Genomic DNA, 25,313 nt, shown 5'->3' on the forward strand with positions numbered 1-25,313 from the left:
GTTCAGGGTTTATCACTCGTTGGGGAAGCCGGTTCCGGATTACGGGAGACTACGGGCTCAGCCTTTTTGACCTCCGGCGCGGGCTGCGGTTTCGCGGTCGACGCCTCGGCGCTGGCCGCTGGCTGAGCAGATTGCTCAGGCGCTGCGGCTGGCTTTTGCGCTGGCGCTTCGGCCTGATGCTCCGCCGAGCCCGGCGTAACGCCTTCATGGCTCGCTTCGTTGTCCTTCACCAGCGGATTGTGAATGGTGTGGGCCTCGTCACTCGCCTTCTCCGGGTCATTCGCGGTATAAGAGCGCTTCATGGCTTCCGCTGCATGACGCAGCTCATCCATCGACTCCTTCAGCTCTGGCGTCAGGTTATTAAGGCTCGCCTTTTCCACTTTCTTCAGGCTGTCCTGCAATTCCTGAATCTTCAGCTCCTGAGAAAGCTCATTTTGTACGGTAGTGGCCAGCGAGCGCAGCGCCCGGATCCAGCCCACCACCGTTTTCACCGCGACAGGCAAGCGTTGCGGCCCCAGTACAATGAGACCGATAACGAAGACCAGCAGCAGTTCACTAAAACCAATATCAAACACGAATTACACCTGCTCTTTATCGTGGCGTTTCGCCTCGTCTTTTTTAGCCTCATCAGGCTTATCAGCGATTGATTTCGCAGTGAAATCAGCATCCTGCTGGTGCGAGGTCTCTTTTTTGTCGTCATCGCTCATGGACTTTTTAAAGCCCTTGATCGATTCGCCCAGATCGGACCCCAGAGAGCGTAATTTTTTGGTGCCGAAAAGCAAAACGACGAGAACGGCAATAATTAACAATTGCCAGATACTGATGCCACCCATAAAAACCTCAGCTACTAATGAAGAAGTATCAGGCCGCATTATAAATCACGCGGCCATTCCATGACGATAAATTCAGCTCGATCGCCGCCAGCCGATAAGCCAGACGACAAGCCCTCCCGCCATCAGCCAGGCGGGCGTAAACTCCCAGTCGGGCCGGTTGATAAGCAGCAGCGTGCCGCTCAGCAACAGCGTAGCGCCCACCCCGAAAAGGTAGCGCGACTGTCCCTGCCGAACGCGATGAGCGTGCAATTCATTGGCAATCTTATCAACGCTTTGTTGCAGTTGTTTGCCTTGACGCAAGCTGTTGTAAACCAGCTCCGGCAAATCGGGCAGTTTTTCCACCCAATAAGGGGATTTCTCTTTAACCGCGCGCACCAGCGCCGGGAAGCCCACCTGATCTTTGATCCAGGTTTCCAGAAAAGGTTTCGCCGTTTTCCATAAATCAAGCTGAGGATAAAGCTGACGCCCTACGCCTTCGATATAAAGCAGCGTTTTTTGCAACAACACTAACTGCGGCTGCACTTCCATATTGAAGCGGCGCGCCGTGTTAAAAAGGTTCAGCAGGACATGCCCGAACGAGATTTCGGCCAGCGGCTTTTCAAAAATCGGCTCGCAGACGGTACGGATGGCGAATTCGAACTCTTCAACGTTGGTATCGGGCGGCACCCAGCCGGAATCAACGTGTAGCTCCGCGACTTTACGGTAGTCACGGTTAAAGAAAGCGATAAAGTTTTCCGCCAGATAACGCTTATCTTCTTTGTTAAGCGAGCCCACAATGCCGCAGTCGATACCGATATATTGCGGGTCTTCCGGGTGGTCGTAGCTGACGAAAATATTGCCAGGGTGCATATCGCCATGGAAGAAGCTGTCGCGAAATACCTGGGTGAAGAAGACGCGCACGCCGCGCTCAGCCAGCAGTTTCAGGTTGGTGCCGTTTTTCTCAAGCGCCGCCACATCAGAAACTGGAATGCCGTAAATACGCTCCATGACCAGCATGTTCTGACTGCAATAGTCGGAGTAAACCTCCGGCACGTACAGCATTTTGCTATTTTCAAAGTTACGGCGCAGCTGAATGGCGTTAGCCGCCTCTCTTAGCAGATCCAGCTCATCAATCAGCGTTTTTTCATATTCGCGCACCACCTCCAGCGGGCGCAAACGGCGGCCATCCGGCATCAGACGCGGCACCCAGCGGGCGAGCCGGTAGATGAGCTTCATGTCCGCCTGGATAACCGGCAGGATATCCGGACGGATAACTTTGATGACCACCTCTTTCCCGTTCTCTTTCAGCCGGGCGGTATGCACTTGCGCAATCGAGGCGGAGGCCAGCGGTTTGATGTCGAAGTCGTCAAACCAGGTTTCGACAGGAATATCGCCCATCGCCTTTTCGATTTGCCGTTTCGCCAGCACGCCGTCAAACGGGGCCACGCGGTCCTGCAACAGCGCCAGTTGATCGGCTATCTGCGGCGGGAAAAGATCGCGGCGGGTTGACAACATCTGACCAAATTTAATCCAGACCGGACCAAGCTCCTGTAAAGCCAGACGCAGACGCTCGCCCAGTTCTTTATCTTTATGCCGGTTAGGCATCCAGAACAGCCCGCGTCGCCAAAGGCGCAGCGGCAGCGTGATACGCATACGGGGAATGAGCTCATCAAGCCCATAGCTTAGAAAGGTCTGAATGATGAAATAAAGGCGCCGAATTTCACCTGGCGTCATTTGCCCTCCAGTTTATTCAGCCGTTTGGTTAATGCTTCTACAGAGCGCTCAATCGCCGAGATCTCCTCAGAAAACCAGGCGACTTCAAGCCTTCCCGGCGCCACTCGCCACTCTTCAGTCAAGGCCTCAGCCAGGTACTGCTGGTTGCGGATAACGCTTTTCTTTAGCAATGAACCGCCACGGCGCACTACCTTGCTGATCCCTTCAGCGGCGATATCGCCCGTATAGGGTGCAAGCACCTCCGCAGGATCAAACTCTGCTAAATCCAGCAGCGCGACAAAATTTTGCACGACCTGCAGGTCGCCCTGCACTTCCAGTTCGCCGCTGCGAATAAGCGAGGTGAGCTGCTGTCTGTCCTGCAATTTAGGCAGCACTGAAAGCCGGGTAATTACCGAGCAGTCCGCCTCGCCTTCCCACTGGCTCAGTACATCCAACTGCTTTTCACTAAAAGAGAGCACCAGCGGCGCGGAAAACTCTTTTAGCACTACCCGCAACACTTTTCCCTGTAAGCGCTGGCGCGGCCCTTTCAGCGCCGGCTCGCGATAGAGGAATGTGTTAAGCACGCCCTCTATGCCTGCCGTAATAAGGGGTGTGAACGGCATCCGCCACCTCCTGTCAGAACTTGTAGCCGCGATGCAGCGCCACGATGCCGCCGGTCATGTTGTAATAGTTCACGCTTTCAAAACCGGCGTCTTCCATCATCGCTTTCAGCGTATCCTGATCCGGATGCATGCGGATAGATTCGGCCAGATAACGGTAGCTCTCCGCATCATTTGCCACCATCTCGCCTACGCGCGGCAATACGTGGAAAGAGTAAGCGTCATAGGCTTTGCTGAGCGGCTCAATGGTCGGCTTGGAGAACTCCAGCACCAGCAGGCGGCCGCCCGGCTTCAGCACGCGGAACATGGAGCGCAGCGCTTTTTCTTTGTCGGTAACGTTACGCAAACCAAAAGAGATGGTGATGCAGTCGAAAGCGTTATCAGGAAAAGGCAGCGCTTCGGCGTTCGCCTGCACATACTCGACATTGCCGACCACGCCGGTGTTGCGCAGCTTTTCGCGGCCCATTTTCAGCATGGAGTCGTTGATATCCGCCAGCACCACCCGGCCGCTCTCGCCAACCAGACGGGAGAATTTAGCGGTCAGGTCGCCGGTGCCGCCCGCGAGATCCAGCACGCTTTGCCCACGACGTACGCCGCTGCAGTCGATAGTGAAGCGCTTCCACAGACGATGAATGCCAAAAGACATCAGGTCGTTCATGATGTCGTATTTTGCGGCCACAGAATGAAACACCTGCGCGACTTTATCGGCTTTTTCCGTTTTCGCTACAGTCTGGAAGCCAAAGTGCGTTGTTTCTTGTGAATCTTCAACCATCTCAGTGCCTGCTTATCAAGAAAATGTTCGTGAAGTGTAACAGATTGGGCGCGATTGCCCTATGATTCAAGGCCATCGCGTAGCGCCGTCTTAGCCTTCGCCCGCGGCGCGGTATGAAGTTAAGCTATTGTCATTTATAGCGTCCTTTGACGCATTCTGCCCATCCGGCAGCGGCCACGCCTCCTCTTCCTGGCGGGCCTGTTCCACTAAATCCGGATTAATCTCGCGCTTAATTTCCACGCCCAGCGCGCGAAACGCTTCGGCCTGCACCAGCAGGTTGCCGCGCCCGGAAGCCAGCTTTTTCATCGCCTGCCGGTAGCTGTCGCCCGCCTTATCGATACATTGACCGATGGCGGTCATGTCATCCACAAACAGGCGCATTTTGTCGTACAGCCGGCTGGCGCGTTCGGCGATGTGCTGAGCGTTTCGGCTCTGATGCTCATAGCGCCAGAGGTTAGAGATAGTGCGCAGCGCCACCAGCAGCGTGGTCGGGCTGACGAGCATAATGTTATTTTTCAGCGCCTCGTTGATGATTTCCGGCTGCCGATCGATAGCCAGTAAAAAGGCGGGTTCGACGGGAATAAACATCAGCACATAGTCGAGCGTGCGCAGCCCCGGCAGTTGCTGGTAATCCTTACGTCCCAGCATGCGGATATGGTTGCGAATAGAGGCGATGTGCTCGTTAAGCGCCAGGTCGCGGGTATAGTCATCTTCCGCGTTGAAGTAACGCTCATAAGCCACCAGCGTCATTTTGGCGTCGATGACGACATCTTTGCCTTGCGGCAGCCTCACAATGACATCCGGCTGCATGCGGCTGCGGTCGGCAAGCTGGATATTGACCTGCGTTTCGTACTCGTGCCCTTCGCGCAGGCCAGAAGCCTCCAGCACCCGAGCCAGCACCACTTCGCCCCAGTTGCCCTGGGCTTTGTTGTCGCCCTTTAGCGCACGAGTAAGGTTAATCGCCTCCTGGGCCATTTGCGCGTTCAGCTGTTGCAGGTTGCGGATTTCATGCGCCAGCGTATGGCGCTCCCGCGCCTCCTGGCCGAAGCTATCCTGCACCTGGCGGCGAAAACCGTCGAGCTGCTCGCGCAGCGGCGTTAACAACCCGTTCAGACTCTGGCGGTTCTGCTCTTCAACCCGCCGGTTGCTCTGCTCAAAAATCCGATTGGCGAGATTTTCAAACTGCTCGCTCAGGCGCTGCTCGCTGTTCATCATCTGGCGCAGCTTCTCTTCGGCGTGCAGTTGGGTGGATTCAAGACGGGTAGTGACTTCGCGCAGGTCAGACTCCAGCGAGCTGTTAATTTCCCGCAGGCTGCGCAGTTCATTGTTGAGAAGTTCGCATTCGTCACGCCAGTGTAAGCTCTGTTCAAGCGAGGCTTTGGCGGCGCTCAGTTCGCCATAAATATCGCGCTGTTCCGCCAGCAACTCCGCCTTTAGCTGCGCCGCCCGCTGGCTTGCTAACAGCCACCCGACCAGCACGCCCGCCAGAGCGATTATCGCCAACAAAATGTATGAGCTTTCCACAACGCCTCCTGCCTGAACTGCAACGCATGCCAGCAGCGATTGTGCTGTACAGATGTCCAGACGGGAAGCGTTTTTCGGTGAGGAGCGTAATTCCTGCGAGGAATTACGCAAAAAGGCCGGAGGGAGCCGGCCTTTGCAGGGTTAGATCAAGCGGCGCGCCGCTTCGACCACGATTTTCACGGCGTGGCTTTCGGTCTGCTTCATGGTTTCCGCGTTGGGGATTTCCTGCTGGGTGCGGTTGACGATAACGCCCGCCACCATGCCTGCGCGCAGCCCCTGACTTGAACACATGGTCAGCAGCGTGGCGGATTCCATCTCATAGTTCATCACGCCCATCGCCTGCCACTCTTCCATAGAACCTTTGAAGCGGCTGACTACCCGGCCGGAAAAGGTGTCGTAACGCTCCTGGCCCGGGTAGAAGGTATCAGAAGAGGCGGTCACGCCCACATGCGTCGTCGCGCCAACAGATTTTGCCGCTTCAACTAACGCTGTGGTACAAGCGAAGTCTGCCACCGCCGGGTATTCCATCGGCGCGAAATGCAGGCTCGCGCCGTCCAGGCGTACGGAGGCCGTCGTGACCAGCACATCGCCTACGTTGATGTGCGGCTGGATGGCGCCAGTCGTGCCGATGCGCAGGAAAGTCCGAATGCCCAGCTGCGCCAGTTCTTCCACAGCGATTGAGGTTGACGGGCCGCCGATGCCGGTGGAGCAAACAATGACGGGCTTGCCGTCCAGCTCAGCGCGCCAGGTAGTGAACTCACGGTGCGAGGCGAGCTTAACCGGGTTCTCCATCAGCGCAGCGATTTTTTCCACGCGCTCCGGGTCGCCGGGCACGATAGCAAGCGTGGCCCCCTGCAAATCATTTTTGGTAAGGCCAAGATGAAAAACGTCAGACCTGGACATAAAAGACTCCTCTGTAGGTCGGTTGGTCAGAAGAAGCAAAACGGTACTTTACAGAAGCCGCTCGCGCTTTTTCGTGACAGGATTCACTTTGATATAAACAGTTTGCATTATTTTTCCATTAATTAGTGATGCAAATCACACTTTGCTGCCTGTAATGATAACTTTCGCTTTCGTACAACGCGTTTTTGTTCAACGGTGAATTTACTATCGCACGCTATAGTTATCGGATGCGCTAAAAAGGGTACGGAGAATGCCATGACCAGTAACACAATAACCGACAACAAACCGGGTTTCGCCCCGTCCGTTTCTCCCGTTGCTTCAACGGTAGTCCAGACGCCGGAAGACGCCATTCTGGCCGGTGAAACCTCCATTCCTTCACAGGGCGATAATATGCCCGCTTATCACGCCCGCCCGAAAAACGCCGATGGCCCGCTGCCGGTAGTTATCGTGGTGCAGGAAATTTTTGGCGTGCATGAACATATCCGCGATATCTGCCGTCGTCTGGCGCTTGAGGGGTATCTGGCCGTGGCGCCAGAACTCTATTTCCGCCAGGGCGATCCGAACGATTACAACGATATCTCTTCTCTGCTCAGCAATCTGGTTTCTAAAGTGCCGGACGCGCAGGTGCTGGCGGATCTCGATCACGCCGCCAACTGGGCGGCGCGCAACGGCGGCGACGCGCATCGGCTGCTGCTCACCGGCTTCTGCTGGGGCGGGCGCATTAGCTGGCTCTACGCCGCGCATAATCCGCAGCTTAAAGCCGCCGTCGCCTGGTATGGCAAACTGCTGGGCGATAAAACGCTGAATTCGCCGAAACACCCGGTGGATGTGGCGACAGACTTGAACGCGCCTGTTTTAGGGCTGTATGGCGCGCAGGACACCGGCATTCCGCTGGACACGGTGGAAACCATGCGTCAGGCGCTGCGGGCGGCTAACGCCACTGCGGAAATCGTGGTGTATCCGGAAGCGGGACATGCGTTTAACGCCGATTATCGCCCGAGCTACCATGCCGAGTCGGCAAAAGATGGCTGGCAGCGAATGCTGGCGTGGTTTGCGCGCTACGGCGCGAAAAAAGGATAAAAAAATCGCCCGGTTTTGCCGGGCGATTTTATTTTCAGACTGCCGCTCAGGGCAGGCGACAACTCCCTTACCTCTCTACGACGCGCGAGTTTGCAGGGCGGGTCAACCTCCCTCCCCGGCCCCGACGAAACCTTACGCCTGACGCAGGTTTTGCGCCGCTTTCACCATATTAGCGAGCGCTGCGCGGGTTTCCGGCCAGCCGCGGGTTTTCAGGCCGCAGTCCGGGTTAACCCACAGACGATCCTGCGGTACGCGCTGGGCGGCTTTCTTCAGCAGCGCCTCAATCCATTCCACGCTCGGTACGTTCGGTGAGTGAATGTCATACACGCCTGGCCCGATTTCGTTCGGGTATTCGAACTCTTCAAACGACTCCAGCAGCTCCATATCCGAACGCGAGGTTTCAATGGTGATAACGTCCGCATCCAGCGCGGCGATAGAGTCCATGATGTCGTTGAACTCGCAGTAGCACATATGGGTGTGGATCTGGGTTTCATCTTTTGCCACGGCAGCGTTCAGGCGGAACGCTTCCACCGCCCACGCCAGGTAGGCCTGCCAGTCGCTGCGCTTGAGCGGCAACCCTTCGCGCAACGCCGGTTCGTCAATCTGGATGATGCCGATGCCCGCCGCTTCCAGATCCGCCACTTCGTCGCGCAGCGCCAGCGCAATCTGCTTCGCGATGGTTTCGCGGGAGACATCTTCACGCGGGAAAGACCAGCAAAGGATCGTCACCGGCCCGGTCAGCATGCCTTTTACCGGTTTGTCGGTCAGCGACTGGGCGTATTTCGCCCACTCAACGGTAATCGGCTCCGGGCGGCTCACATCGCCAATCACTACCGGCGGCTTCACGCAGCGGGAGCCATAGCTCTGCACCCAACCGTTTTGCGTGAAGACGAAGCCATCCAGATGCTCGCCGAAATATTCCACCATGTCGTTACGCTCAGCCTCGCCATGCACCAGCACATCCAGCCCCAGGCGCTCCTGCTCGACAATCGCCTGCTTGATATGCTCTGCAATGCCGGTGCGGTAGTGATTTGCATCCAGGTTCCCCTTTTTGAAATCCAGGCGCAGGCCGCGGATTTCGGTAGTTTGCGGGAAGGAGCCAATGGTGGTGGTCGGCCAGGCGGGTAGCTTAAAGCGAGCGCGCTGGGCTTCGGCGCGAATCGGATAAGCATGGGCGCGCTGGCTATCCTGCGCGGTGATGGCGGCAAGGCGTTTGCCTACGGCGGCGTTATGCACCCGCGCCGAGTGGCGACGGGCCTGAATCGGCGCGCTCCACTGATCGATTTTCGCGGTATCGCCATTGTTCAGCGCGTCGCGCAGCAGCGCCAGCTCCTGGCATTTTTGCAGCGCGAAGGCGAACCAGCTTTTCACCTCATCATCCAGACGGGTTTCCACGCTCAGATCGATAGGGCTGTGCAGCAACGAACAGGACGATCCGATCCACAGCTCGCGCTTGCCTGCCAGATCCTTAAGCTGCGCATATTTTTCTGCAAGATCCGCGCGCCAGACGTTGCGGCCATTCACAACGCCTGCGGAAAGCAGCCATTCGGCAGGCAGACGGCGATGCAGTTCGTTAACGTCATCTTTGCCGTGAACCAGGTCCACGTGCAGCCCCTGCACCGGCAGCGCGGCAATAGTGTCCAGGTTTTCCGACACGCCTTCAAAGTAAGTGGTCAGCAGCAGTTTGATTTGGCCGGCAAGTGCTTCATAAGCCGGTTTGAACGCATCCAGCCACGCCTGCGGTAGCTCCAGCACCAGCGCCGGCTCGTCAATCTGCACCCACTGAATGCCGCGTTTCGCCAGCTCCGCCAGCACCTGCTGATAAACCGGCAGGATGTCGTTCAGAAGCGAAAGGCGGTCGAACGGTTCGCCTTTCACTTTACCCAGCCACAGGTAAGTCACCGGACCGAGCAGTACAGGCTTCACGTGGTGGCCCAACGCCAGCGCTTCGTCCACTTCCTCAATCAGCTGCGTCCAGGTCAGTTTAAACTGCTGGCCTTTCGTGAACTCCGGCACCATGTAGTGATAGTTGGTGTTAAACCACTTGGTCATTTCCGCGGCGGCGGCAGGTTCGCCGGTTGGCGCGCGGCCGCGGCCAATACGAAACAGGGTGTCGATATCCACCGAGCCGTCCGCGTTCTGATGACGAGCCGGCACATTGCCAAGCAGCAGGCTGGTGGTCAGAACATGGTCGTACCAGGCGAAGTCCCCTACCGGCAGCAAATCAATGCCCGCCGCCTTTTGTTGTTCCCAGTGGCGTGCGCGCAGCTCGCGGCCCACCGCCAGTAACTCTTCACGGCTGGAATTGCCCGCCCAGTAGCTTTCCTGCGCTTTTTTCAGTTCGCGACGCAGGCCGACGCGAGGGAATCCGAGGGTGTGGTTATGGATAGTCATGATGTTCTGCCTCTCTTAAGAATGAATCCCGTGCCAGGAGATGAATCTGTTCGTCTGTTCTTCTTAATCCGTATGCATTTCGGATCCGCCCCCGAAGGGGCTAACTCTAAATAATTCGGCTTGCAGAAAGGCGGCGACGCAGCGAGTCCCAGGAGCTTACTCCAGTAAGTGACTGGGGCGAGCGAGGAAAGCCAACGCATCTGCAAGTCGAATTATGACGAGTTTGGACGTCCAGATGTTTACACATCCATAATCCGCAGGTACTGTATATTCCTCAAGCGCAAATTCCTCATGGCGAAGTGAAGGACTTTCATGATCGAAATTAAACACCTGCGAACGCTCCAGGCGCTGCGAAACTGCGGCTCTCTGGCGGCGGCGGCGGCCTCGCTGCATCAGACGCAATCCGCCCTCTCTCATCAGTTCAGCGATCTTGAACAGCGGCTCGGTTTTCGGCTGTTTGTGCGTAAAAGCCAGCCGCTGCGCTTTACGCCGCAGGGCGAAATCCTGCTGCAGCTGGCCGAGCAGGTTCTGCCGCAGATTGGCCGGGCGCTGCAGGCGTGCAACGAGCCTCAGCAGACGAAGCTTCGCATCGCCATTGAGTGCCACAGCTGCATCCAGTGGCTGACCCCGGCGCTTGAGAATTTCCGCCGCCAGTGGCCGCAGGTGGAGATGGATTTTAAATCGGGCGTGACGTTCGACCCGCAGCCTGCGCTGCAACAGGGCGAACTGGACCTGGTGCTGACTTCCGACATTCTGCCGCGCAGCGGTCTGCACTATTCGCCGATGTTTGATTTTGAAGTGCGCCTGGTGCTGGCGACCGATCACCCGCTTGCCGCCAAAACCCGCATCGCGCCGGAGGATTTTTCCGGGGAGACGCTGCTGATTTATCCGGTGCAGCGCAGTCGTCTGGACGTGTGGCGGCATTTTCTGCAACCGGCAGGCGTCAGTCCTTCGCTCAAGAGCGTGGATAACACGCTGCTGCTGATTCAGATGGTGTCGGCGCGCATGGGCATCGCCGCGTTGCCGCACTGGGTGGTAGAGAGTTTTGAGCGCCAGGGCCTGGTGGTGACCAAAACCCTGGGCGAAGGCTTATGGAGCCGGCTGTACGCCGCAGTGCGCGACGGCGAACAGCGTCAGCCGGTGACGGAGGCGTTTATTCGCTCGGCGCGTCAGCACGCCTGCGATCATCTGCCGTTTGTGAAGAGCGCGGAGCGACCCAGCGTCGATGGACCCACAGCGAGGCCATTATCACCGTACCCCCAATAATAAAACTCGGCCAGTGGGGCTGCTCCTGCCAGATGGCGAGGTTAACCAGCAGCCCGGCCGGGACGTGAACGTTATTCATAATGCCGAGCGTGCCCGCATCAACCTGCGTGGCGCCGTAGTTCCACATAAAATAGCCCAACCCTGAAGCCGCCACGCCAAGCCACACCAGAATGCCCCATTGCAACGTTGTGGTGGGCAGCTTCTGCGGGTTGCCTATGGTAAACCAGGCGACGACCGCCACCAGAAACGCCCCCAGATAGAACCAGGAAAAGGCGGTGTGCTGCGGCATCGGACGCGTCTCCATCAACCGCTTATACCCCACCATGCCGATGGCGAAGCTGATGTTCGCCAGCTGCACTAACAGCAGCCCGGTCCAGAAGTGATCGCTGACTTTGTCGTAGCGAATAATCGCGGCGCCCACGACCGCAAGCAATGCGCTCAGGGCGTAACCCCAGCGAAGCGGGCGCTTGCTCAGTAAGTCGTAAATCATCGTGATATAGAGCGGCGTGAATACCGTAAACAGCAGAAATTCCGACACGGTGAGGTAAAGGTAAGCGCGAAAGCTGAACAAATACATCACGCCAAGCTGCAACGCGCCCACCAGCATATAGAGGCTGAGCGTTTTTATGCTCTGACCGCGGGTGCGCAGAAACGGCAGAAAGACCAGCGCCGCCAGCCCCACGCGCATCAGCACGGAAAAGGTGCTGTCGACATGTCCTGCCAGATATTCGCCAATCAGGCTAAAAGAGAAAGCCCACAGAATGGTGGTGATAATCAGTAACGCCATAGCACCCGTCTCACAAAAAAAGAGAGCGCAATTGTAGCGGAGGTGCTGGCGAAAAGTTGCACTATTTGGTTGACGAGTGGTCACAATGCAACCACTCGTTATCGTGCCCGTTAGTCGAGGAAAAGCTTACGCAGGTAGCGCGGCACTGCGTTGTCGCCGTTAGTGCCAATGACTTCCAGTTCGGGCAGCAGATCTTTCAGGCGCTGGTGCGCGTTGCCCATAATGCAGCCCTTGCCAGCCATAGAGAGCATTTCCGCGTCGTTCATGCCGTCGCCGAAGGCGATGCACGCTTTCAGGCCATAGCCCATCGCTTTCGACACCGCCTCCAGCGCATGCCCTTTCGATACGCCGCCGGCCATTACTTCCAGGCAGGTCAGCGTAGAGAAACTGACGTTGACGCGGTCGCCCCAGCGGGCGTTAATCGCCTGCTCCAGCGGCAGCAGCTTTTCATGCACATCGCAGGTGAAGAAGACTTTGCTCACCCCCTGCGGCTCCAGCAGGCCCGGTTCATACAGCGAATAATTAAACACCGCCTCTTTGAAATACTTCATCTCGTCCGGTCGGTGACGGTTCATAAACCACTCATCATCGCGGTAGACGTTGGTGATGATGTCGGGGTTGTTGTGCATCACGCCAAACAGATCGGCGGCGATATCTGCGTCGAGGTTATGGGCGAAGACCAGATTGCCGTCAGTATCATGCACTCGCGCGCCGTTAGAGGTGATCATATACGCCTTGATCTCAAGCCCGTCGCGGATTTGTCCCACATCAACATGATGGCGGCCCGTGGCGAAAACGAAGTGTATGCCCCGGGCGGTCAGCAGCCTGAGCGTCTCTTTGGCGTAAGGGGAAAGCGTGTGGTCCGGAGAAAGTAATGTGCCGTCTAAGTCAGACGCGACAACATGGTACATAGGATGAATTTAACCTCAGGTAAAGCGACAAGAAGGCTGGCCGCGGTAATCAGTTATGCGCATCGAAAAAATCAACGATGGCAGTCAGGGCTTCGGCGCGCATGCTGTCCTTTTCAAACAGGATCTCATGGTACGCGCCTTTTATGACGTAAGGTTTATCCCCCCAACAGGGATGGCCCGCCGCAGCGCGAAGTTCGCAGAAACGATCGTGAGCGCGGTTATCCACCACTCTTTCCGCTTCCGCCTGGAGTAACAATAGCGGCGTAGTGACGGCAGTGGCCCCTGCCAGCACCTGTTCTCCTGCAAGGATGCCTTCCCGCACCCAGTGATACGTCGGTCCGCCCACCCGTAAGTCCGGGTCGTCGGCATAAAAACGCAGGTTACGGCGATAACGCTCCGGACTATGTGTCAGCACGTTGAGACTAAAGGGCAATGCGCGCCAGCGCCCGGTGCCTATAGCGTAGCCATCGCGCAGTTTCGGGTAGCCTTCGGCCCAGTCCAGTATCGAGCGCAGCATCCAGTCCGGCAGGCGGATAGTAATGCCGAACATCGGCGCGCAGAGCGCCACGGCGTCAAACGCCTGCGGCTGGCGCTGTAAAAACAGCGTGGTAATAGCGCCGCCCATCGAATGCGCCAGCACGTAGCGCTTACGCCACGGCCCGCTCGCCACCTCCTGCTGCCAGAACCGCTCCAGGTCGTCGACATAATCGCTGAAATTCACCACATGGCCGCGGTGCGTATCTTCCAGCAGTCGGCCGGAACGCCCCTGCCCGCGGTGGTCGATGATTAACACATCGAACCCGCAGTAGAAGAGATCGTAAGCCAGTTCGGCATACTTTACATAGCTTTCGATGCGGCCCGGACAGACGACGATGACCCGGTCATTGCCGGGGGCGCAAAACCGTACGAAGCGCACCGGCACGTCGTCCACGCCCATAAATTCATCTTCTTCGCGCTGCTGCCAGAAATCCGTAAGCGGCCCCATCGTGAAGGCCGCAAAGGCGTTTTCCCGCCTGAACCATCCGTTTTTGTGCTTATGCATCGGTTGCCTGCCCTGTGCGAACGCCAAAAAATGCTTTTTTTGTGACTCGTAGCACAACCCTCTACATTAGCGTATTGTGGCATAAAAGTGCGCAGCCAGGGAATTTCACATGACCTTCGAATGGTGGTTTACCTATCTTCTTACCACGCTGATTTTAAGCCTTTCTCCGGGTTCCGGGGCGATTAATACCATGAGCACCGCCATCAGCCACGGCTACCGCGGCGCGGCGGCGTCCATCACCGGGCTACAGCTCGGCCTGGCGATTCATATCGTGCTGGTGGGCGTAGGCTTAGGCGCGCTGTTCTCCCGCTCGCTGCTGGCTTTTGAGATCTTAAAGTGGGCGGGCGCGGCCTATCTTATCTGGCTTGGCATCCAGCAGTGGCGCGCCGCCGGCGCCATCGACTTAAACGCCGTCGCGCAAAGCCAGCCGCGCCGCCGTCTGTTTAAGCGCGCGGTCTTTGTGAATCTTACCAACCCGAAGAGCATCGTTTTTCTCGCTGCGCTCTTTCCGCAGTTTATCGCGCCGCATCAGCCGCAGGCGATGCAGTATCTGATCCTCGGCGTAACGACCGTGGTGGTGGATATCGTGGTGATGATTGGTTATGCGACCCTTGCGACGCGCATCGCGCTGTGGATCAAAGGGCCTCGCCAGATGAAGGCCCTGAATCGCCTGTTCGGCTCGCTGTTTATGCTGGTGGGCGCGCTGCTTGCCGCCGCGCGCCAGGCGTAATTAGCGGGAGATAATCAGATGGATGCCGAAGCCGGCGAAGAGCGCGCCGGCCATGCCGTCTATCCACTTCGCCAGTCGTTGATAACCGCGGCGCATGGCGGGTAATGCGAAGAGGCTTGCCACGACCGCGAACCAGGCGAACGTTTCCAGCGCTATCAGCACGAAAATCCCCATCCGCTCATGCGAGCCCACGCTGTCGCCGACAAACAGCGAGAAGACGCTGCCGAAGTAAATAATCGCTTTCGGGTTCGCCAGGTTGGTCAGTAAGCCTTTCACAAAACTGCGTCCGCCGCGCGCCAGCTCAACTTCCGGCGTCTCAGTGGAAGGCTCGCCCTTCTTCAGCGCGCCGCGCAGCATCTGGTAGCCCATCCAGCAGAGATAAAGCCCGCCGCCCACCATGATCGCGGTATGCAGCCAGGCCATTTTTTCGAGGATCAAGTGCAGGCCGAGCAGCGCCACGCCCGCCCAGATCATGACGCCGAAAGTAATGCCGAGCACGCCCATCATCGCTTCCTTACGGGAGCGGCTTACCGCCGTTTGCGAAACAAAGAAGAAATCGGGACCGGGGCTCATCAGCGCCACCAGGTGCACCAGCGCCACGGTCAGAAAAAGCATCAGCATAAGAAAGTACTCGTGAGAAAATTCGCAGAAGAATTATCCTGCCACGTTCAGGCAGGCGTGGCTATTGACGATTACTCATCGTCGCCGTCGACATGGCTGCGGATAAGCGCCATAAATTCGCGGCCAAAACGCTCCAGCTTGCGGGTGCCCACACCGTTGATGCCCAGCATTTCGCCAGGGCTAAGCGGCATCTGCTCCGCCATTTCTATCAGCGTGGCGTCGTTGAACACCACGTAAGGCGGAATATTCTCTTCATCGGCGATGGCTTTACGCAGCTTGCGCAGTTTAGCGAATAGCTTGCGGTCATAGTTGCCGCCGTAAGATTTCTGCGCCACGCGCGGTTTAAGGGCGGCGACGCGCGGCACCGCCAGCATCAGCGGCGCTTCACCGCGCAGAAACGGACGCGCCGCTTCAGTAAGTTGCAGCGCGGAGTGCGCGGCGATGTTTTGCGTCACTACACCGAGATGGATAAGCTGGCGGATAACGCTGACCCAGTGCTCATGGCTCTGATCGCGGCCAATACCGTACACCTTCAGCTTGTCGTGCCCCAGTTCGCGAATGCGCTGGTTGTTCGCCCCGCGCAGCACTTCCACCACATAACCCATACCGAAGCGCTGGTTAACGCGCGCAATCGTTGAGAGCGCCTTTTGCGCGTCCAGCAGGCCGTCGTAACGGCGCGGCGGGTCGAGGCAGATATCGCAGTTGCCGCAGGGCTGCTGGCGCCCTTCGCCGAAATAGTTAAGCAGCACCAGACGGCGGCAGGTTTGCGCTTCAGCGAAGGCGCCCATGGCGTTGAGCTTATGGCGCTCAATATCCTGCAACTGCCCGGGCTGTTTTTCTTCAAGGCATTTGCGCAGCCAGGCCATGTCCGCCGGGTCGTAAAACAGCATCGCTTCGGCGGGCAGGCCGTCGCGCCCGGCGCGCCCGGTTTCCTGATAATAAGACTCGATATTGCGCGGAATGTCGAAGTGCACCACAAAGCGCACGTTGGGCTTGTTGATGCCCATACCGAACGCGACCGTCGCCACCACGATTTGCAAATCGTCGCGCTGGAATTTCTCCTGCACCTCGGCGCGAACCTGCGGCTCCAGCCCGGCGTGGTACGCCCCTGCGCTGATGCCTTTGCTTTGCAGGCGCGCAGCGGTGTCTTCCACCTTTGCGCGGCTGTTGCAGTAGATAATGCCTGACTTGCCTCGCTGCTCCTGCACGTAGCGCATAAGCTGGTCGAGCGGCTTGAATTTCTCCATCAGCATGTAACGGATATTCGGCCGGTCAAAGCTGCTGATTTGAATCAGCGGGTCCTGCAGGCCGAGCAGACGCACGATATCAAGGCGCGTGGTGTCGTCAGCCGTGGCGGTCAGGGCGATAAACGGCACCTGCGGCAGATGCTGGCGCAACTGGCCGAGCGCCGCATATTCCGGGCGGAAATCGTGCCCCCACTGGGAAATACAGTGCGCTTCGTCCACGGCAATCATAGAGAGCGGCCAGCGGCTAATCTGGTCGATGAAGTTATCCATCATCAGCCGCTCTGGCGCGATATAAAGCAGGCGAACCTGGCCGGTACGACAGCCAGCAATAACCTCAAGCTGCTGATCGCGGCTTTGGGTTGAGTTAAGACAGGCGGCCGCCACGCCGTTGGCGAGCAGCTGGTCGACCTGGTCTTTCATCAGCGAGATAAGCGGAGAGACGACGACGGTCAGGCCCTCTTTCACCAGCGCGGGGATCTGATAGCACAGCGATTTACCGCCGCCTGTGGGCATCACCACCAGGCAATCGCGACCTTCCAGCACCGTATTGATGATGGTTTCCTGGCCCGGGCGAAACTGCTGATAGCCGAAGGTTTCTTGTAAAACCTGCTTCGCCAGCGATTCCTGATTATAAACTTCCGCCTGCGCCACGCTCACTCCACCTGCTGAAAAGAAAACAGGCGCTATTTTCAGCGCCTGCGTCGGAAACTGCAATGCTTTAGAAAAGATCGTTAAGCATAACCCCAAAGCCAAAGCGCGTCTGGTTAAAGTTGTAATCGATTAACGATTCGCCGTAACCGCTGTAAAGCTGGGTATACAGGCGGACATGCTTAGTCACCGGGTAGCTAAAGCCCAGCTCGGCGCCGCCGTAGCCTGTGTTCCAGTTATATTGGCCCCTCAGGCTCCAGATAGCCTCGCCCCACTGATAACCCACTTTGAGCTGGTAATAGCCCATGTATTTGGTGATATCCGGGTTATCGTCGGTATTGCCCAGCACATACCAGGGCTTTGCTTCCACCAGCCAGTTGCCGTTTTGCGCCATCAGGCGGGCGTAAGCGCGGTTCCAGCTGCGGGAAGTAGGGTCAGAGCGGCCGTTCGAGTTATGGTTATAGCCGAACTCTACGTCGCGCAGCGTCCAACCGCCGAGGCTGTAATCGGTCGCAAAGCCAAGAAACAGCTGCGGCTCATAGTTCGTTTCACGAAACGGAGAGGATTCGCCGCTATTGGAAAGCTGCCACCAGGAGCGCTGAGTGTAAGAGGCGCCGAGCACGGAGTTATCGCCCAGAATACCGCGCCAGAGCGGGAAGGCGAGGCTTATCTGGAATTTCACCTCATCCTTACGCGCATTATCAGACCAGTTATAGGACTGGATCGCCTCTTTATTCAGATCGTCCGTTACCGTATAGAGCAGATAATTGCTCTCGTACGGATAAAGCGTGAAAGGGTTATCGTGCTCCTGAAGCAGGTTAGCAATGATGCTGCCGCGCACGGCGGGTGCGTCATGGACTTCTTTAATCGTAGCTTCCTGGCTAAATGCTGTGCAGGGCAGCAGGCTCGCTGCCGCCAACAAACCCAGAGTCTTGCGCATGGGCCATGTTCTCCTGGACTATCGTCGTTATGAATTATTTTGCCGCCTGCCATTCTAGCGGTTTATTTTTCTACCGATAGTCCCCCTGTCTTAAAGTTGAACGTCACAATTACGAAGCATAAAATCAACACTCGAATAACCATAACGTTGGATCGGGAAACGAACCATGTCCGCCACAATGCTGACACCGGATGCCGCCTTACAGCTGGTCGGCGAAATTTTTGTTTATCACATGCCTTTTAACCGCGCGCTGGGGCTTGAACTGGAGCGCTATGAGAAAGCCTTCGCTCAGCTCGCTTTTAATAACCAGCCGATGATGGTTGGCAATTGGGCGCAAAGCATTCTGCACGGCGGCGTAATCGCTTCTGCGCTGGACGTGGCGGCGGGACTGGTCTGCGTGGGCAGCACATTGACGCGGCATGAATCCATCAGCGAAGAAGAGTTGCGCCAGCGTCTTTCGCGCATGGGCACTATCGACCTACGGGTGGATTACTTACGCCCGGGCCGCGGGCAGCGCTTCACCGCCACCAGCAGTTTGCTGCGCGCCGGAAACAAAGTGGCTGTCGCACGCGTGGAACTGCATAACGAAGAGCAGGTTTACATCGCCAGCGCTACCGCGACTTACATGGTGGGCTGAGAACGATACTGCTAAACTGCGCCCACTTTTCTGCAAAGAGCTTTTCTGATGGATGCTAAACAAACGCGGCAGGGTGTGCTTTTCGCGCTGGCTGCTTATTTTATCTGGGGCATTGCGCCCGCCTATTTCAAGCTTATCTATTATGTTCCTGCGGATGAAATCCTGACTCACCGCGTCATCTGGTCCTTTTTCTTCATGGTGGCGCTGATCTCCTTAAGCCGTCAGTGGAGCAGCGTGAAAAAGCTATTCAGCACGCCGAAAAAAGTGATTGCACTCGCCCTGAGCGCCGTGCTGGTGGGTGGTAACTGGCTGCTGTTTATCTGGTCGGTGAATAACCACCATCTGCTGGAGGCGAGCCTCGGCTACTTCATCAACCCGCTGGTCAATATTCTGCTGGGCATGGTGTTTCTCGGTGAGCGCTTTCGCCGCATGCAGTGGCTGGCGGTGCTGCTGGCGGCGTGCGGCGTGCTGGTGCAGCTGTGGACCTTCGGCTCGCTGCCGGTCATCGCCCTTGGTCTTGCTTTCAGCTTCGCCTTTTATGGCCTGGTACGAAAGAAAATCGCGGTGGACGCGCAGACCGGCATGCTGATGGAGACACTATGGCTGTTGCCGGTCGCTGCGATTTACCTTTTCGGTTTCGCCAACAGCGCGACAAGCCATATGGGCAATAACCCGTGGACGCTCAATCTGCTGCTGATGGCGGCGGGCGTGGTGACGACTATCCCTCTGCTTTGCTTTACCGCAGCCGCCACCCGCCTGCGTCTCTCGACGCTCGGCTTTTTCCAGTACATTGGCCCAACGCTGATGTTCTTGCTGGCCGTGCTTTTCTACGGCGAGGTACCGGGGCCGGATAAGATGGTCACCTTTGGCTTTATCTGGCTGGCGCTGGCCATCTTCGTGATGGACGCTGTCTATACCCAACGCCGTACGCGCAACGCCTAACCTCTTCACCCGGCTTGCTCGCAGGCCGGGTCCGCTATTGCCGCTTTTCTGCAAAGCTAACGCGTTTTAATTGGTTGTTATTTCAGGCGCCCGCTCGCATCTTCCGGGAATATTGCGTCATTCCCGGAGGCATTCAGCATGAGCCAGAAATCCGCCGCTTATTTGCATAAGCAGCAACGCGAAGCGATCCGCCAGCTTGCCCGCTCGTGGATCTGGCGCAGCGAGCTGCCGACCTGGCTGCTGATTATCACTATCTACGGCGGCTGGTTCGGCGTGCTGGCCTGCTGGCAAACGCTCGGCCTGTGGCCCGCCACGCTGCTGCTTATTCTTTTCACCGCCTGGTATATGTCGCTGCAGCACGAGCTGATTCATGGGCACCCGACGCGTTACCCATGGCTGAACCAGCTCTTCGGCACGCTGCCGCTGGCGGTCTGGTACCCCTATGGGCTGTATCGCGATTCGCACCTGGCCCATCATCGCAACCACCAACTTACGCTGCCGGATGAAGACCCGGAAACGTACTACTTTTCCGCCGAGCGCTGGCGGCGTTTTCCACGCTGGCAGCGGCGCGTAATAGTGCTGCGTAATACCTTTGCAGGAAGAGTGCTGCTGGCGCCGTTGCTCGATATTATCGGCACGCTGGCGACCATGACGCAGGCGTTCCGCAAGCGTGACGGCCGTAACATAGCGATGTGGCTCACCCACGGCGCACTGCTCGCCCTGCTCTTCGCCTGGCTTCAGGCGTGCGGGTTTTCCATCGTCTGGTTCCTGCTCGCCGTCAGCTATCCGGCATTGGGCATCACGAAAGTGCGTTCGTTTCTGGAGCACCGTGCCGATGACGAGCCGCTGGCCCGCTCGGTCATCAACGAGGCCGCCTGGCCCTGGCGATTGCTGTTCTTAAATCTGAACTATCATTCAGTACATCACGATCTGCCCGGCCTGCCCTGGTATGGGCTGCGTAAAGTTTATGCGCTTTACCGGGAAGAATACCAGCAGCGCAACCGCGGGTTCGTGGTGCAGGGATACCGTGAATGGCTGCGCCGCTTTCTTTTCGCGGCGGTTGACGTGACGGCACATCCCACCTCGTTTGCGGCTGACAGAGTATCGAAAGACGATGACTAAACGCGTGGCGCTGCCAATGTATGATGTTCACCCCCCCACCACCGATGCGTTGTGGGCCGCGCTGCGTCCGCTTTTGATAAACCATGGCGTGACGGCGGAGTGCGTTTTTGTTCGCCCTTCGCCTCTGCCTGAGCACTGGCGTGATGATGACCTGCTGTTAAGCCAGACCTGCGGCTACCCGCTTACCACCCAGTTGCCCGACGTGCAGACCGTTGGCTGCTTTCATTATTCCGCGCCGGGCTGCGAGGGGCCGTTTTACCGCAGCTTTTTAGTCGCGCGGGCAGGCGATAAAGGCAAAACGCTGGCGGATTTTCAGGACAGAACGGCGGTCTGCAACGCCATTGATTCCCACTCCGGCTATAACGTGCTGCGCAAAATGGTCTCGCAACTGGGTTCGCCGTCGCGCTTTTTCCGCGACGTGACCTTTAGCGGCGGCCACCGGGAGTCGCTACAGGCGTTACAGCAAAAGCAGGCGGATATTACGGCAATTGATTGCGTGACGTTTGCGCTGCTGCAGCGGTATCAGCCCGCGCTGCTGGCCGGGCTGACGCTGATTGAAGAGACGCCGCTTGCGCCGGGGCTGCCGCTTATCACTTCGCGTGATACTCCAGCCGACACCCTTTCGGCGTTACGCGCCGCGCTACAGCAGCTCGTCAGCGAACCGGCGCTGCATGCAACCTGCGCCGCCGCGCTGATTCAGGGCTTCAGCCCAATCGGGCGCGACGATTACGAGGTGATGCTGCAATGGCAGCGGGAAGCCGCCGTGGCGGGTGTCGACGCGCTGTAAGCCATGATAAAAAAGGAACCCTGAGGTTCCTTTTTTTATTACAGCCAGTTGCGGCGTTTGAAGTAAAGGTAGGGCGCCAGGCCTGCGAGGATCATAAAGATAATCGCTGCCGGGTAACCGAAGCTCCATTTCAGCTCGGGCATAAATTCGAAGTTCATGCCGTAACTGGAGGCCACCAGCGTCGGCGGCAGGAAAACCACGGAAACCACCGAGAAGATTTTGATGATGCGGTTCTGCTCGATGTTGATAAAGCCCATCGCCGCCTGCATCAGAAAGTTGACCTTCTGGAACAGCGATTCGTTGTGCGGCAGCAGGGATTCGATATCGCGCAGAATTTCCCGCGCCTGCTCCAGCTGCCCGCCCGGCAGACGCGCCTTGCGCACCAGGAAGTTGAGCGCGCGCTGGGTATCCATCAGGCACAGGCGCACTTTCCAGCCGGTATCTTCTAATTCAGCCAGGGTGGAGAGCGCCTCGTCATATTCGTCGCCCTGCTGCCCTTCCATAATCACGCGGCTCAGCTCTTCCAGATCGCTATAGATGTTCTCAATTTCATCCGCCAGCTGTTCGATTTTGGTTTCGAACAGATCGAGCAGCAGTTCATAGGCGTTGCCGTCCATCATCGACTGATTACGGGCGCGCATACGATAGAGACGAAACGCCGGCAGCTCGCGCTCGCGCAGCGTAAAGAGCCGTCCGTTACGAATGGTGAACGCCACAGTGGAGTTGCCGCCATGGTCTTCCGCATCTTCATAGAAGAAAAAGGAGTGAATGTGCAGCCCGTCTTCATCTTCAAAGAAGCGGGCGGAAGCTTCGATATCCTCCAGCTCCGGGCGTGTTGCCAGGCTCTGACCAAGTTCCGTTTGCACGCGCTGTCGCTCGCTCTCTTCCGGCTCCACCAGATCAACCCAGATGGAATTCGTCAGAGGGGCGGCCTCGTCCACTTCAAGGCGAGACAGGCGGTTATTTTCCAGTTGAAATGCGCTCAGCATGACCGGGACTCCCAATACAAAAAATCTCGGACAGTTCGGTTGGCACACAGAAACAATATGGGTTTCAGACCCTTAAACAGTCTGACTCAGCGCGACGGGGTAAAATGCGGTCGCCGACAACCACTAAGGCCATCAGCGTGAGAGGATAGCCTTAGGAGTTGTGCCTGTTTGACAGGTTTTTGAGCCAGCATCTACTGGGTGTGTCCAAGGCGAATGTCCTCTTAGCGTAATCGTGGGCGCATGTTACGCCAGCGAAAATTAGGCGTCAACACGCGCACTTAAGATAGACCACTTCACTTATTGGCGGTAATAACGACGCAGGCGCTGGCGTCTGACGCTCGCCTCGTCAACTTCCCCGCCGCAGGCCTGTTTTGCCTGCCGCCATACTTTAGTTTTAGCAGCCAGGTACGCGTTTCGCTAAGAAATAATCTCCTTTTTCAAAGAGATAATTCCGAAGCGGGGAGCTCTGCCAGCATTATGGCAATAAGGTGTGACAAAAAAATGGCGTGGGCGCGACGCTGCGCGCCCGTTACGCATCGTCAGCAGGGTTAAACCGTCTCAAGCCGGGCGTAAGCGGCTACCAGCCATTTAATCCCCTGGCCATTGAACGCCACCTGCAGGCGGCTGTGTTCGCCGCTGCCTTCCAGATTAACGATGGTGCCTTCGCCGAACTTCGGATGGCGCACGCGCTGACCGAGCTTGTAGCCGGAGTCGTTTTCCGCTATCGGCGCGCCCAGCTGCTTGTGACTGACCGGACGGCTGATGCTGGCGCGCAGGCGTACCTCTTCCACGCAGTTTTCCGGCAGCTCGGCGATGAAGCGCGAAGGACGATGGTAAGCCTCTTTGCCATAGAGGCGGCGCGTTTCGGCATAGGTTAAGGTGAGTTTCTGCATCGCGCGCGTGACGCCCACGTAGGCGAGGCGGCGCTCTTCCTCCAGCCGCCCGCCCTCATCCAGCGCCATCTGGCTTGGGAACATCCCCTCTTCCATGCCGACAATAAAGACCTGCGGAAACTCCAGTCCTTTCGCGGAGTGCAGCGTCATCAGCTGCACCGCATCCTGCCACGCATCCGCCTGCCCCTCGCCCGCTTCCAGCGCGGCGTGAGAGAGAAACGCCTGCAGCGGCATCAAGTCTTCATCTTCATCCTGATAGCTGAACTGGCGCGTCGCCGTTACCAGCTCTTCTAAGTTTTCAATACGCGTCTGGCCCTTTTCGCCTTTTTCCTGCTCGTACATCAGCCAGAGGCCGGAATCTTTAATTACCCGGTCGGTCTGTACATGCAGCGGCATGTCGGCGGTTTCATGCGACAGCGCGTCGATAAGCTCAAGGAAACGCTGCAAGGCGCTGGCGGCGCGGCCTGCTAGCGCCCTTTCCTGCAACAGTTCGCGACTGGCCTGCCAGAGGGTAACCTGACGGTCGCGCGACGCCTGACGCACCACGTCCAGGGTGCGGTCGCCAATGCCGCGGGTCGGTGTATTGACCACGCGTTCAAACGCCGCGTCGTCGTTACGGTTCACCATCAAACGCAGATAAGAGAGCGCGTCTTTGATTTCCTGACGCTCGAAGAATCGCATGCCGCCATAGATGCGGTACGGCATGCTGGCCTGCAATAACGCCTCTTCCAGCACGCGCGACTGGGCGTTGCTGCGATAGAGGATGGCGCAATCCTGCAAAGCGCCGCCGTTCTCTTGCCAGACTTTGATGCGGTTAACCACAAACCGCGCTTCGTCGAGCTCATTAAAGGCGCAGTAGAGGGAGATAGGCTCCCCATCGCTGCCGTCGGTCCAGAGCTCTTTCCCCAGGCGCCCGGCGTTGTTGGCAATCAGGGCGTTGGCGGCATTCAGAATGTTATTGGTGGAGCGGTAGTTTTGCTCGAGGCGAATCGTCTCCGCGCCCGGGAAATCGTTCAGGAAGCGCTGGATGTTTTCCACCTGCGCGCCGCGCCAGCCATATATCGACTGGTCGTCATCGCCGACGATCATCACTTTGCCAGTCTCGCCCGCCAGCATGCGGATCCAGGCGTACTGAATGCTGTTGGTATCCTGGAATTCGTCCACCAGAATGTTGGTGAAGCGCTCGCGATAGTGATTCAGGATATGCGGTTTGTTGAGCCACAGCTCGTGGGCGCGCAACAGCAGCTCGGCAAAATCCACCAGGCCCGCGCGGTCGCACGCTTCCTGATAAGCCTGATAAATCTTCTGCCAGGTCTGCTCTACCGGGTTGCCATAACTCTGGATGTGATGCGGGCGCAGGCCGTCGTCTTTTTTGCCGTTGATGTACCACATCGCCTGGCGCGGCGGCCACTGCTTGTCATCCAGGTTCATCGCTTTGATGAGGCGCTTGAGCAGGCGCAGCTGATCTTCGCTGTCGAGGATCTGGAAATCCTGCGGCAGACCGGCATCCATATGGTGCGCGCGCAGCAGACGGTGCGCCAGACCGTGGAAGGTGCCGACCCACATGCCCCCCTGGCTGGTGCCCATCAGTTGCCCGATGCGGTGGCGCATTTCCGCCGCCGCTTTGTTGGTGAAGGTCACCGCCATAATGGAGTAAGGCGAACAGTTCTCAACCGTCAGCAGCCAGGCGATACGGTGCACCAGCACCCGGGTTTTGCCGCTGCCCGCGCCCGCCAGCACCAGCATATTGCTGCGCGGCGCGGCTACGGCTTCGCGCTGTTTATCATTAAGGCTGTCGAGCAGGTAAGAAACGTCCATTGGCACCGCCGGGTAAGGATAAGCAGGGTATGCCCTGAATCTTTGACGCGCTCAGCACAGCTAACCGAGTCAAAGATTCAGGGATACAGACCTGGAATTATATACAGAGTTGTGA

At 57.6% G+C, this 25,313-nt stretch carries 23 protein-coding genes; 7 read left to right on the top strand and 16 right to left on the bottom strand.

Going from position 1 to position 25,313, the window contains the following annotated elements:
• Positions 1-2 precede the first annotated feature (2 nt).
• The 7 genes from tatB to udp form a co-directional block, all read right to left on the bottom strand.
• The gene (gene tatB, locus MT962_RS21440; protein WP_024558485.1) at positions 3-575 is read right to left on the bottom strand and encodes a Sec-independent protein translocase protein TatB; all 573 of its coding nucleotides are present in this window, start codon (positions 573-575) and stop codon (positions 3-5) included.
• Positions 576-578: 3 nt separating this feature from the next.
• A complete protein-coding gene (gene tatA, locus MT962_RS21445; RefSeq protein WP_024558484.1) occupies positions 579-833 on the bottom strand; it encodes a Sec-independent protein translocase subunit TatA in 255 nt (84 codons plus the stop codon).
• Between the two features lie 72 nt (positions 834-905).
• The gene (gene ubiB / locus MT962_RS21450; protein ID WP_024558483.1) at positions 906-2,546 is read right to left on the bottom strand and encodes a ubiquinone biosynthesis regulatory protein kinase UbiB; all 1,641 of its coding nucleotides are present in this window, start codon (positions 2,544-2,546) and stop codon (positions 906-908) included.
• Entirely contained in the window at positions 2,543-3,148 is a 606-nt protein-coding gene (locus tag MT962_RS21455) for an SCP2 domain-containing protein (RefSeq protein ID WP_024558482.1), read from the bottom strand. Before MT962_RS21455 ends, ubiB begins: the two co-directional genes overlap by 4 nt.
• A 13-nt stretch (positions 3,149-3,161) precedes the next feature.
• Positions 3,162-3,917 carry a bifunctional demethylmenaquinone methyltransferase/2-methoxy-6-polyprenyl-1,4-benzoquinol methylase UbiE gene (ubiE, locus tag MT962_RS21460; RefSeq protein ID WP_247366380.1) on the bottom strand — a complete coding sequence of 252 codons (756 nt, stop codon included), beginning with the start codon at positions 3,915-3,917 and terminating at the stop codon, positions 3,162-3,164.
• A gap of 90 nt (positions 3,918-4,007) precedes the next feature.
• A complete protein-coding gene (gene rmuC / locus MT962_RS21465) occupies positions 4,008-5,441 on the bottom strand; it encodes a DNA recombination protein RmuC (protein ID WP_247366381.1) in 1,434 nt (477 codons plus the stop codon).
• A 141-nt stretch (positions 5,442-5,582) separates the two neighbouring features.
• Entirely contained in the window at positions 5,583-6,344 is a 762-nt protein-coding gene (gene udp, locus MT962_RS21470; protein WP_024558938.1) for a uridine phosphorylase, read from the bottom strand.
• Positions 6,345-6,599: 255 nt separating this feature from the next.
• Here udp and MT962_RS21475 point away from each other — a divergent pair, with 255 nt between their 5' ends.
• The gene (locus MT962_RS21475; protein ID WP_247366382.1) at positions 6,600-7,424 is read left to right on the top strand and encodes a dienelactone hydrolase family protein; all 825 of its coding nucleotides are present in this window, start codon (positions 6,600-6,602) and stop codon (positions 7,422-7,424) included.
• A 132-nt stretch (positions 7,425-7,556) separates the two neighbouring features.
• Here the strand turns inward: MT962_RS21475 and metE are convergent, their stop codons facing one another.
• A complete protein-coding gene (metE, locus tag MT962_RS21480; RefSeq protein WP_024558940.1) occupies positions 7,557-9,818 on the bottom strand; it encodes a 5-methyltetrahydropteroyltriglutamate--homocysteine S-methyltransferase in 2,262 nt (753 codons plus the stop codon).
• Between the two features lie 312 nt (positions 9,819-10,130).
• Between metE and metR the strand changes: the two genes are divergently transcribed.
• Positions 10,131-11,084, top strand: coding sequence for an HTH-type transcriptional regulator MetR (gene metR, locus MT962_RS21485; RefSeq protein ID WP_024559827.1), 954 nt, complete (start codon positions 10,131-10,133; stop codon positions 11,082-11,084).
• Here the strand turns inward: metR and MT962_RS21490 are convergent.
• The 3 genes from MT962_RS21490 to pldB form a co-directional block, all read right to left on the bottom strand.
• Positions 10,972-11,871: a carboxylate/amino acid/amine transporter gene (locus MT962_RS21490; protein WP_024559828.1), complete on the bottom strand. Its 900-nt coding sequence runs from the start codon at positions 11,869-11,871 to the stop codon at positions 10,972-10,974. The two genes, metR and MT962_RS21490, sit on opposite strands and share 113 nt — an antisense overlap.
• Positions 11,872-11,981: 110 nt before the next feature.
• Positions 11,982-12,782 carry a sugar/pyridoxal phosphate phosphatase YigL gene (gene yigL, locus MT962_RS21495; protein ID WP_024558943.1) on the bottom strand — a complete coding sequence of 267 codons (801 nt, stop codon included), beginning with the start codon at positions 12,780-12,782 and terminating at the stop codon, positions 11,982-11,984.
• Positions 12,783-12,831: 49 nt separating this feature from the next.
• Entirely contained in the window at positions 12,832-13,824 is a 993-nt protein-coding gene (pldB, locus tag MT962_RS21500; RefSeq protein WP_048888692.1) for a lysophospholipase L2, read from the bottom strand.
• 109 nt (positions 13,825-13,933) lie between these two features.
• Between pldB and rhtB the strand changes: the two genes are divergently transcribed.
• Positions 13,934-14,554 carry a homoserine/homoserine lactone efflux protein gene (gene rhtB, locus MT962_RS21505; RefSeq protein ID WP_024558944.1) on the top strand — a complete coding sequence of 207 codons (621 nt, stop codon included), beginning with the start codon at positions 13,934-13,936 and terminating at the stop codon, positions 14,552-14,554.
• Here rhtB and rhtC read toward each other — a convergent pair whose 3' ends face one another.
• From rhtC to pldA, 3 genes are all read right to left on the bottom strand, one after another.
• Positions 14,555-15,175 carry a threonine export protein RhtC gene (gene rhtC / locus MT962_RS21510; RefSeq protein ID WP_024558945.1) on the bottom strand — a complete coding sequence of 207 codons (621 nt, stop codon included), beginning with the start codon at positions 15,173-15,175 and terminating at the stop codon, positions 14,555-14,557.
• Between the two features lie 71 nt (positions 15,176-15,246).
• Positions 15,247-17,073 (bottom strand): ATP-dependent DNA helicase RecQ, encoded by a 1,827-nt coding sequence (gene recQ, locus MT962_RS21515; protein ID WP_024558946.1) that lies wholly within the window; start codon positions 17,071-17,073, stop codon positions 15,247-15,249.
• A 67-nt stretch (positions 17,074-17,140) separates the two neighbouring features.
• Positions 17,141-18,010 carry a phospholipase A gene (gene pldA / locus MT962_RS21520; protein WP_024558947.1) on the bottom strand — a complete coding sequence of 290 codons (870 nt, stop codon included), beginning with the start codon at positions 18,008-18,010 and terminating at the stop codon, positions 17,141-17,143.
• Between the two features lie 166 nt (positions 18,011-18,176).
• On the opposite strand from pldA, the gene yigI reads away from it, so the two are divergent.
• The 4 genes from yigI (at position 18,177) to MT962_RS21540 (ending at position 21,498) form a co-directional block, all read left to right on the top strand.
• Positions 18,177-18,647 carry an acyl-CoA thioesterase YigI gene (yigI, locus tag MT962_RS21525; protein WP_024559832.1) on the top strand — a complete coding sequence of 157 codons (471 nt, stop codon included), beginning with the start codon at positions 18,177-18,179 and terminating at the stop codon, positions 18,645-18,647.
• Between the two features lie 48 nt (positions 18,648-18,695).
• Positions 18,696-19,589, top strand: coding sequence for an EamA family transporter RarD (gene rarD / locus MT962_RS21530; protein ID WP_024558949.1), 894 nt, complete (start codon positions 18,696-18,698; stop codon positions 19,587-19,589).
• 138 nt (positions 19,590-19,727) lie between these two features.
• Entirely contained in the window at positions 19,728-20,711 is a 984-nt protein-coding gene (locus MT962_RS21535) for a fatty acid desaturase (RefSeq protein ID WP_247366383.1), read from the top strand.
• Positions 20,704-21,498: a PhnD/SsuA/transferrin family substrate-binding protein gene (locus tag MT962_RS21540; protein ID WP_247366384.1), complete on the top strand. Its 795-nt coding sequence runs from the start codon at positions 20,704-20,706 to the stop codon at positions 21,496-21,498. Before MT962_RS21535 ends, MT962_RS21540 begins: the two co-directional genes overlap by 8 nt.
• Positions 21,499-21,536: 38 nt before the next feature.
• Here MT962_RS21540 and corA read toward each other — a convergent pair whose 3' ends face one another.
• Both corA and uvrD read right to left on the bottom strand, forming a co-directional pair.
• Positions 21,537-22,487 (bottom strand): magnesium/cobalt transporter CorA, encoded by a 951-nt coding sequence (gene corA, locus MT962_RS21545; protein ID WP_024551643.1) that lies wholly within the window; start codon positions 22,485-22,487, stop codon positions 21,537-21,539.
• A 548-nt stretch (positions 22,488-23,035) separates the two neighbouring features.
• Entirely contained in the window at positions 23,036-25,198 is a 2,163-nt protein-coding gene (uvrD, locus tag MT962_RS21550) for a DNA helicase II (protein ID WP_024558952.1), read from the bottom strand.
• Positions 25,199-25,313: the final 115 nt, after the last annotated feature.

Source organism: Franconibacter sp. IITDAS19 (assembly GCF_023079515.1).
Lineage (GTDB): Bacteria > Pseudomonadota > Gammaproteobacteria > Enterobacterales > Enterobacteriaceae > Franconibacter > Franconibacter pulveris.

Coding starts and splice junctions, on each gene's coding strand:
- tatA (WP_024558484.1), bottom strand. CDS start 833: ATGGGTGGCATCAGTATCTGGCAATTGTTAATTATTGCCGTTCTCGTC.
- ubiB (WP_024558483.1), bottom strand. CDS start 2,546: ATGACGCCAGGTGAAATTCGGCGCCTTTATTTCATCATTCAGACCTTT.
- MT962_RS21455 (WP_024558482.1), bottom strand. CDS start 3,148: ATGCCGTTCACACCCCTTATTACGGCAGGCATAGAGGGCGTGCTTAAC.
- ubiE (WP_247366380.1), bottom strand. CDS start 3,917: ATGGTTGAAGATTCACAAGAAACAACGCACTTTGGCTTCCAGACTGTA.
- udp (WP_024558938.1), bottom strand. CDS start 6,344: ATGTCCAGGTCTGACGTTTTTCATCTTGGCCTTACCAAAAATGATTTG.
- MT962_RS21475 (WP_247366382.1), top strand. CDS start 6,600: ATGACCAGTAACACAATAACCGACAACAAACCGGGTTTCGCCCCGTCC.
- metE (WP_024558940.1), bottom strand. CDS start 9,818: ATGACTATCCATAACCACACCCTCGGATTCCCTCGCGTCGGCCTGCGT.
- metR (WP_024559827.1), top strand. CDS start 10,131: ATGATCGAAATTAAACACCTGCGAACGCTCCAGGCGCTGCGAAACTGC.
- MT962_RS21490 (WP_024559828.1), bottom strand. CDS start 11,871: ATGGCGTTACTGATTATCACCACCATTCTGTGGGCTTTCTCTTTTAGC.
- yigL (WP_024558943.1), bottom strand. CDS start 12,782: ATGTACCATGTTGTCGCGTCTGACTTAGACGGCACATTACTTTCTCCG.
- pldB (WP_048888692.1), bottom strand. CDS start 13,824: ATGCATAAGCACAAAAACGGATGGTTCAGGCGGGAAAACGCCTTTGCG.
- rhtB (WP_024558944.1), top strand. CDS start 13,934: ATGACCTTCGAATGGTGGTTTACCTATCTTCTTACCACGCTGATTTTA.
- rhtC (WP_024558945.1), bottom strand. CDS start 15,175: ATGCTGATGCTTTTTCTGACCGTGGCGCTGGTGCACCTGGTGGCGCTG.
- pldA (WP_024558947.1), bottom strand. CDS start 18,010: ATGCGCAAGACTCTGGGTTTGTTGGCGGCAGCGAGCCTGCTGCCCTGC.
- yigI (WP_024559832.1), top strand. CDS start 18,177: ATGTCCGCCACAATGCTGACACCGGATGCCGCCTTACAGCTGGTCGGC.
- rarD (WP_024558949.1), top strand. CDS start 18,696: ATGGATGCTAAACAAACGCGGCAGGGTGTGCTTTTCGCGCTGGCTGCT.
- MT962_RS21535 (WP_247366383.1), top strand. CDS start 19,728: ATGAGCCAGAAATCCGCCGCTTATTTGCATAAGCAGCAACGCGAAGCG.
- MT962_RS21540 (WP_247366384.1), top strand. CDS start 20,704: ATGACTAAACGCGTGGCGCTGCCAATGTATGATGTTCACCCCCCCACC.
- corA (WP_024551643.1), bottom strand. CDS start 22,487: ATGCTGAGCGCATTTCAACTGGAAAATAACCGCCTGTCTCGCCTTGAA.
- uvrD (WP_024558952.1), bottom strand. CDS start 25,198: ATGGACGTTTCTTACCTGCTCGACAGCCTTAATGATAAACAGCGCGAA.